Annotated in this window: 6 protein-coding genes and 4 tRNA genes; 2 read left to right on the top strand and 8 right to left on the bottom strand. The window is 45.3% G+C overall.

Annotated elements, in window-relative coordinates:
• The 5 genes from tig to A3757_RS14495 form a co-directional block, all read right to left on the bottom strand.
• Positions 1–771: trigger factor (gene tig, locus A3757_RS14515; RefSeq protein ID WP_068739828.1), on the bottom strand; the 771-nt coding region annotated here is incomplete at its 3' end.
• 386 nt (positions 772–1157) lie between these two features.
• A tRNA-Leu gene (locus A3757_RS14510) sits at positions 1158–1242 on the bottom strand.
• Positions 1243–1307: 65 nt separating this feature from the next.
• Positions 1308–1383 (bottom strand) — tRNA-His (locus A3757_RS14505).
• Positions 1384–1411: 28 nt separating this feature from the next.
• Positions 1412–1488: transfer RNA gene (locus tag A3757_RS14500), tRNA-Arg, on the bottom strand.
• Between the two features lie 59 nt (positions 1489–1547).
• A tRNA-Pro gene (locus A3757_RS14495) sits at positions 1548–1624 on the bottom strand.
• Between the two features lie 228 nt (positions 1625–1852).
• Here A3757_RS14495 and folD point away from each other — a divergent pair.
• Complete coding sequence (folD, locus tag A3757_RS14490; protein WP_068739826.1) at positions 1853–2707, top strand: bifunctional methylenetetrahydrofolate dehydrogenase/methenyltetrahydrofolate cyclohydrolase FolD; 855 nt, start codon at positions 1853–1855, stop codon at positions 2705–2707.
• A gap of 353 nt (positions 2708–3060) precedes the next feature.
• Here the strand turns inward: folD and cysS are convergent, their stop codons facing one another.
• The 3 genes from cysS to A3757_RS14475 form a co-directional block, all read right to left on the bottom strand.
• Entirely contained in the window at positions 3061–4455 is a 1395-nt protein-coding gene (gene cysS / locus A3757_RS14485; protein WP_068739824.1) for a cysteine--tRNA ligase, read from the bottom strand.
• Positions 4456–4479: 24 nt separating this feature from the next.
• Positions 4480–6189 carry a glutamine--tRNA ligase/YqeY domain fusion protein gene (locus A3757_RS14480; protein ID WP_068554097.1) on the bottom strand — a complete coding sequence of 570 codons (1710 nt, stop codon included), beginning with the start codon at positions 6187–6189 and terminating at the stop codon, positions 4480–4482.
• A 135-nt stretch (positions 6190–6324) separates the two neighbouring features.
• Positions 6325–7668, bottom strand: coding sequence for a serine hydrolase (locus A3757_RS14475; RefSeq protein ID WP_197470058.1), 1344 nt, complete (start codon positions 7666–7668; stop codon positions 6325–6327).
• Positions 7669–7871: 203 nt separating this feature from the next.
• Here A3757_RS14475 and A3757_RS14470 point away from each other — a divergent pair, with 203 nt between their 5' ends.
• The gene (locus A3757_RS14470) at positions 7872–8390 is read left to right on the top strand and encodes a peptidylprolyl isomerase (protein ID WP_068510343.1); all 519 of its coding nucleotides are present in this window, start codon (positions 7872–7874) and stop codon (positions 8388–8390) included.
• The last annotated feature ends 84 nt before the right edge of the window (positions 8391–8474 follow it).

Here is an 8474-nt window from a genome sequence, read left to right as displayed (position 1 = left end):
GCCGTATTTACCGAAGAACTCTTCATCCATTTCAGGAAGCACAGTATCTTCAACAACTTTAACGTCTACCTCAAACTTAACATCTTTACCTGCCAACTCTTCGTTCGCATAGTCTTCAGGGAAAGTCAGCTCTAAAGTCACTGACTCACCAGCTTTTGAACCGATCAGACCGTCTTCAAAGCCAGCAATCATTTGACCGGCACCCAAAGTGATCTTCTGGTCTTTACCTGTGCCGCCCTGGAACGCTTCACCATCCATATAACCAACGTAATCAAGCGTCAACAAGTCTTTCTTCTTAGACTTACGCTTTACTGACTTAAGTGTGCCATGCTGACGACGAAGCGTATCAATCATGTTCTTGATATCTTTTTCTTTAATTTCAGCAACTGGCGTTTCTAACTTAAGCCCAGACAAGTCAGCCAATTCGATTTCTGGATACACTTCAAAAATCGCAATAAACTCTAGATCCTTACCTTCTTCAACTGTCTTAGGCTCAAAACGAGGATAACCAACCGGGTTAACTTTCTCTTGAGTCAACGCTTGAACGTAAGAGTTACGCATTACTTCGCCAATCACTTCTTGACGTACGCCTTGTCCATAACGCTTTTTAACAACCTTAACTGGCACCTTTCCTGGTCTAAAACCGTTGATACGTGCTGTTTTAGCCGTCTTCTGAAGGCGCTCCTCGACTTCTCGCTCGATCTGATCAGCAGGTACACCAATCGTCATTCGGCGCTCTATGGAAGACGTGGATTCAACAGAAACTTGCATGGACATTCCTCAATTATATATAACGTGTTTGCTCGAAGACCTAACACCACTACCAATCTGCGTACGCGCGCTTAAAGCACCTATATACATGATTGAAAGACAGTCTAGTGATCGAATCGATCTAGACAGTGTATCAGCCATTAAAATTATTGGGGGCGAATATTAAGATCACTACCTGAATATATCAAGCACTTTAATCGACTTAAGGGTGCTTAATCGATGAAAAACATCAAAAACGAAAAACAATTCACAGGAAAGCGTAATAAACTAGAAAAGATTTATATTCAGATTATTCGTTATATATAAATATAACCAAGGAAGAGAACAAACAGCAGATATTTTATTGCGGTAAAATACTGCTTTTTTAGAAACACCAAGATTTGACTTGGTGCGAAAGGAGAGACTCGAACTCTCACGCCGCAAGACACTAGAACCTAAATCTAGCGCGTCTACCAATTCCGCCACTTTCGCATCGTCAATTTTTTCGTATTCTAACCAACTTGCAACCCGTTGTAAATCAACAATTTGCAAAAAGTTGGGGTGGACGAAGGGGTTCGAACCCTCGACCGCCGGAATCACAATCCGGAGCTCTACCAACTGAGCTACGCCCACCATTACCTGGCTTCTACCACTTAATAAATGGCGCGCCCGATAGGATTCGAACCTATGGCCTACGGCTTAGAAGGCCGTTGCTCTATCCAGCTGAGCTACGGGCGCTCGAATCCTTTTCTCTAAAAACCCTATTACACAAACAACATGAAACAAGATCTTTAAAATGGTCGGGGTAGAGAGATTCGAACTCCCGACATCCTGCTCCCAAAGCAGGCGCGCTACCAGACTGCGCTATACCCCGATCATACTTAAATTAGCTAACAACTCCTATTCACAAGCACTGCTGCCTGGAACATTCCTCGTTGCCTCTCAAAGATGGCGCGAATAATACAGCCGGTTTTTTCGATCGTCAACAAATTTTAAAGCGAATTTTAGAAATTCTTTTAAAAAAGCAATTTATAAGCTTTTTATTCATAAAGGGTCATGAGAAAATGCCGCCATTCAAAATTCAGGGTTAGAGAGATCGAACATGACCGCAGCACTAATTGATGGAAAGAAAATCTCGCAAGAGGTAAAGGCTAAAGTGGCCGAAGGCGTAAAAGAAAGAGTCGCCCAAGGTAAGCGCCCTCCCGGGCTTGTGGTTATATTGGTAGGTGCTGACCCAGCATCTGAAGTGTACGTTCGAAACAAAACTAACTCTTGCGAACAAGTCGGCTTCAAATCCGAAACGCTGACACTTCCTACTGAAACAAGTCAGGAAGAGCTAGAAAGCCTTATTGACAAATATAATGCCGACGAAACAATCGACGGCATACTGGTTCAGCTCCCTCTGCCTGAACACCTAGACAGCGATCCTTTACTAGAACGTATACGCCCAGATAAAGATGTAGATGGCTTCCACCCTTTTAATGTTGGCCGCCTTGCACAAAGAATGCCCCTACTCCGCTCCTGCACCCCAAAAGGCATAATGACTTTATTGGAAACAACAGGACAAACAATCAGAGGCAAAGATGCCGTTATCGTCGGCGCTTCTAATATCGTTGGTCGACCGATGGGCCTTGAGCTATTACTAGCTGGCTGCACTGTCACGACCACTCACCGCTTCACCAAAAACCTGCCCGAGAAGATATCTCAGGCCGACATCGTAGTCGTTGCCACCGGCAAACCTGGCTTAGTAAAAGGTGAATGGATTAAGCCTGGCGCAATTGTTATCGACGTGGGTATTAACCGTTTGGACGATGGCCGCTTGGTGGGTGATATTGAATTTGATGTCGCGCAAGAGCGCGCTGGCTGGATTACACCTGTTCCTGGCGGTGTAGGCCCCATGACAGTTGCAACGCTGATGGAAAATACGCTTTATGCAGCGAATGAGCTGCATAGCTAAGTTGAAGCAAGCCTGTAGGAAGAGGTCTCCGTACCTCCCTGGCGGACTGGCACAAAGTTTCTATGAAGCACCGCATTAGCGAGAGGTAGAACCCTCTGCCTACAAAAGAATATATACCAAACTCCACGTAGGCGGGGCCTCCGGCCGCGCGAACGAAACCGCTAGGCTATCTGATACACCGTGGAAAGACTTGCGCCCCGAGACGGGCCGCCTACAACTACAAACGCGCTATCTCGACAGTCACTTGTAGGCAGATGTCTCCGTGCCTCGCTGGCGGACTGGCACAAAGTTTCTATGAAGCACCGCATTAGCGAGGGGTAGAACCCTCTGCCTACGATTGAGTTTATTAGTGATTAAGAGCGGCGCCAGCTGGTACCATCTTTACTATCATCTAAGGTAATGCCCTGCTCTAACAACAGATCACGAATTCGGTCAGACTCCGCCCACTCTTTATTCGCACGTGCTTCTGTTCTTGCCACAACTAAAGCATCTATCTCATCATTTGATAAACCATCAGCCGAAGCTGCGCCTTTAAAGTAATCTTCAGGGTCTAATTGAAGAATACCCAAAGCTTCACCTAAAGAACGAAGCGTACTAGCCAAGGCCGCAACATTGTCACCTTCATCAGTACGTGCAACATTTAGCTCTCGAACCAAGTCAAACATCACGGCCAATGCTTCAGGCGTATTAAAGTCATCATCCATCGCTGTTTTAAAGCGCTCAAGATAAGACTCAACGCGCACTTCAGAACTTAGCTCTGCCTCGCTCAAACCACGTAAAGACTGATATAAACGATCCAAGGTTGCTTGCGCTTCAACCAGGTTATCTTCGGAATAATCAACCTGACTACGATAGTGGCTAGACACTAGGAAGTAACGAATCACTTCAGCCGGATACTTTTCCAAGACTTCGCGAATGGTGAAGAAGTTACCCAAAGATTTAGACATCTTTTCTTTGTTTACACGAACAGCGCCTGCATGCATCCAGTAGTTCACATACTTCTGACCGGTTGCACCTTCAGACTGGGCAATTTCATTTTCATGATGTGGGAATTTTAAGTCTGGCCCGCCCCCATGAATATCAAAGGTATCACCCAAACAGCAAGTCGACATGGCTGAGCATTCAATATGCCAGCCAGGGCGACCATTCCCCCACGGGGATTCCCAGCTAGCCTCGCCTTCTTTTGCCGCTTTCCACAAAACAAAATCCAGTGGATTACGCTTATGCTTTTCAACATCGATACGCGCACCCGCCAACAGCTCTTCGGTATTACGCTTGCTTAGCTTACCGTAGGTTTCAAACTTATCGATCGCATAATAGACATCGCCATTGTCGGCAGCATAAGCATGCTCGTTGTCGATCAGACGTTGAATCATATCGATAATTTCCTGGATATGCGCCGTCGCTCTCGGCTCCTGGTCTGGAGACTTCACCGACAACGCCGCTTCATCCTCATGCATCGCATCGATAAAGCGCTGCGTTAAAGCATCGTAGGCCTCTCCATTCTCCGCCGCTCGGGCGAAGATCTTGTCATCTACATCGGTGATATTTCGGATATACGTAACGTCGTAGCCAGAGTGGCGCAAGTAACGCGTAATCACGTCAAAGCTGACCAGCACGCGAGCATGACCGATATGGCAATAGTCATACACCGTCATCCCACAGACATACATTTTGACTTTGTTTTCTTCAAGCGGCTTAAATACTTCTTTCTCTGCAGATAGCGTATTATAAATTTTCAATGACATATTCTTTACTCCATCTACTCTTACTTATTTGCTTGCCCAATTATCTTTTAAACCAATTGTGCGATTGAATACGACCTTACCTTCACTAGGCTTATGGTCATATCGATCGGCAACAAAGTAGCCTTCTCGCTCAAATTGGAAATTCGCCTCAGGCTCCGCTTTTGCTGCATCAGGCTCAAGGTAAGCCTTAATCACACTAAAGCTTTCAGGGTTAACATGCGTCATAAAATCTTCTTCACCCGCATCTGGGTTAGCATGATTGAAAAGACGGTCATATAAACGCACTTCCGCCTCGACACTCTGCTCAGCAGATACCCAGTGAATAACACCGCGAGGCTTAATTCCTTCGATATTATTGCCTACCGAGTCAGCAACCAAGCTAGCTTTCACTTCAACAATTTCACCCTGCTCATTCTTAACACTTTCTTCGGCCTTGATAATGTAGGCACCACGCAAGCGAACATAATCCCCTAAGACTAAGCGCTTGAACTTCTTACGCGACAAGGTTTGATCTTCAGTGTAATCACTCTTCTCGATGTAGAGTGTTTCAGTAAATGGCAGACTGCGACTCCCTAACTCCGGCTTACTAGGGTGACAGGCAGCATTCAGCAATTCGTCAGCACCCTGGGCGTTATTATCAGCCATGTTAGATATCGTCACCTTAATAGGGTTCATCACACACATGGCGCGCGCAGCATTGTCGTTTAAATCATCACGAATCGCTCGCTCAAGAATCGCCACGTCAATATCACTATTGTTCTTGCTTGAAACAGGGATCATATCGCAGAAGCTTTTTAGCGCAGTGGGCGTAAAGCCACGACGACGCATACCTGATACCGTTGGCATACGCGGGTCATCCCAACCTGAAACGACACTGTCATCCACCAACTTCTTAAGCTTACGTTTACTGGTAACGGTATAGTTCAAGTTCAAACGACCAAATTCGTACTGGCGAGGCTTACTCGGAACAGGTAGGTTTTCCGTAAACCACTCATATAAAGGCCGGTGAGCCTGAAACTCCAAGGTACAAATTGAGTGCGTCACACCTTCAATGGCATCTTCCTGCCCATGAGCAAAATCATAACTCGGATAAATACACCACTTATCACCCGTTTGATGATGAGAAGCCTTACGGATACGATAAAGAATCGGGTCACGCAAATTCATATTTGGTGAGGCCATATCGATCTTGGCGCGTAAAACACAAGCGCCTTCATCGTACTCACCGGCACGCATCTTCTCGAACTCAGCTAAATTCTCTTCAACTGTACGCTCTCGATAAGGACTTTCTTTACCAGGAGACGTCGCCCAACCACGATACTCTTTGGCTTCGGCAGGGGAAAGGTGACAAACATAAGCCAATTTTTGATTGATGAGATGCAAAGCCCAGTCATAAAACTTGTCGAAGTAGTTAGAAGCATAACGCACCTCACCCGACCAGTCGTAGCCTAACCACTTAACATCTTCCTGAATCGCATCAATATAGGCCTGCTCTTCTTTTTCAGGGTTGGTGTCATCAAAACGAAGGTTACACTCACCGCCATACTCTTTCGCTAAACCAAAGTTCAACCAAATAGAACGAGCGTGACCAATGTGTAAAAAGCCATTCGGCTCAGGAGGAAAACGCGTAACAACCTTGCCGCCATGCTTGTTATCGGCAATGTCCTGCTCGATAGCCTGCTGTAAAAAGTGCTTAACTTCGGTGTCTTTTTCAGGAGTGTTTTGTTCTGACATGCTGGGTGATAATCCGACGAAAAATAAAACCCGACATTATATAGAAATCGATACTAATAGAAAGTAATCAACGGGGTCAGACTCGATTGAAATTCAATCGAGTCTGACCCCGTTGATTCCAGAGTGGCGTTTTAGCTATTTCACTGTCGCGCCCTTTGGGCAATGCTTATCAATCTTGTTCATAAACCTAAATAAGGTCGGAATGTTATTGGCTACAATCGGAACCCCTGTCGTCAACAAAGACACCGACACATCACGCACCGGGTCGGCCCAGCATAGTTTATTGATCAAACCAATATGTCCAAATGATTGAGCGCTGTGTTTACCCCACATACCGAAGGGCTCACCGCCCAACATTAAGCCAGCACTGTAGCGCATAGGCAGCATAAGTGTTTGATCAAATTGGATACTGGAATATTCCTGAGTAAAGCGCTTAACCGTCATTGGGTGGCATACGCGGTTGCCTTCCCATACACCGTTATTCAACAGCATTTGGAAGAAGCGGCCTATCTCTTCTGCGGTTCCCATAATATTGCCAGCAGGAATAACCGCCTTTTTAAAACGTGGGTCATTAGTTACACTTTCAACCATATCAAGCGATCCACCCAATGCCCGCTCAATTAAAGCCGAAATAGGATAGAAAGGCCTAACGCCTGTCGCGTGATTATCGGCCACCCGATCAGCATAGCGCTCTTCCACACCATAGCGGAAATACTTCATGCCCATCGGTTTTCTGACACGCTCATCCAAGAAGTCTTGAATACTTTTTCCGGTAACCTGCCTAACCACACGTTCAAGAATATAGCCACCCGTCAAGGCGTGGTATGCCAACCGGTTGCCTTTTGAAGACTGAGGCTTGGTCTCACACAAGATGCGCCAGATTTCATCGTTATCCCACAAGACTTCAGGGGGAACACCTTTCGGTAATCCAGGAACACCCGCTCTGTGGGACAAGACCTCGTGAATCGTGACATTCTTTTTGCCATTCTTACCAAACTCCGGTGCATAGAAGCTAATAGGATCATGCAGATGAACGAGTTTATCTTCAGAAAGCAGGTGCATCAAAAAAGCCGTAACTGCCTTAGAAGCGGAAAACAAACAGACAGGAGTATTAGGACGCATAAGAACACGAGCATCACCTTCTTGTGCGTCAGGACCATTACCAACCGCATGACCAATCGCACGATCAAGTATTACTTTTCCTCGTCGGCGCATACTAATTGAAACGCCTGGGTACAACGCAGTGCTATAAATATCCTCCACCGATTTCCAAATCGCCTCAACGCCTTCTCTGGTCATACCAACTGATTCTGGGTCAGCCTCGTTAACACAATCGGAGGTAATCACAGAAGAAAGCGACGAGGGCATATCAATGGTATGACTCACCTTTTGTCGAATCTGCTTATGTACCCCTTTATAGAGAGAGGCTTTTTTAAAGATATTCCCTGCATCGGTACTCATATTCATTCCACTACTCATTGTGCACCCTATTCTTTTATATTCTGCCTAAACGATAAAGCGATTAATAAATTAGAGCAATAACTCAGATCAATTTTGTCATTAATAATTGAGTATTTTTTCAGTTTTTTAACTATCACCGAAGCCATAGCGATTCAAAGCCAATTTATATACAATGCGCCTGAACAAGTTCTTCTACATTATCAACAGGAAAGCCAAGACTCATGATCTTATTAAAAACCAACCACGGTGATATCACACTTAAGTTAGATTTCGAAAAAGCGCCAGTGACTGCTAAAAACTTCGAGCAGTATGTTAAAGAAGGTTTTTACAACGGTGTTATCTTCCACCGAGTGATCAGTAACTTCATGATTCAAGGTGGTGGTTTTGAGCCAGGCATGAACCAGAAAACTACCCGTGAAACTATCAAGAACGAAGCAAACAATGGTCTAAGCAACAAGAACTACACCGTTGCCATGGCTCGTACTATGGACCCTCACTCAGCGTCTGCACAGTTCTTTATCAATGTTAAAGACAACACGTTCCTAGACTATACGGCTGAAACAATGGAAGGCTGGGGTTATGCAGTATTTGGTGAAGTCGTTGAAGGTCAAGACGTTGTCGATAAGATCAAAGGCGTTAAGACCACGACTAAAGCTGGCCACCAAGACGTGCCAGTTGAAGACGTGATCATTGAAGAAGCTAGCGTTCTTGAAGGTGAAGCAGCTGAAGATGGTGAATAAGACCTCGTCATGAGCACTTATTTTATTTCAGATCTGCATCTGGAAGAGTCACGCCCTGATATTATCAGGGCTTTCTTTTTATTC

The organism is Oleiphilus sp. HI0117 (assembly GCF_001635235.1).
This window is presented reverse-complemented; position numbering and strand designations above follow the sequence as displayed.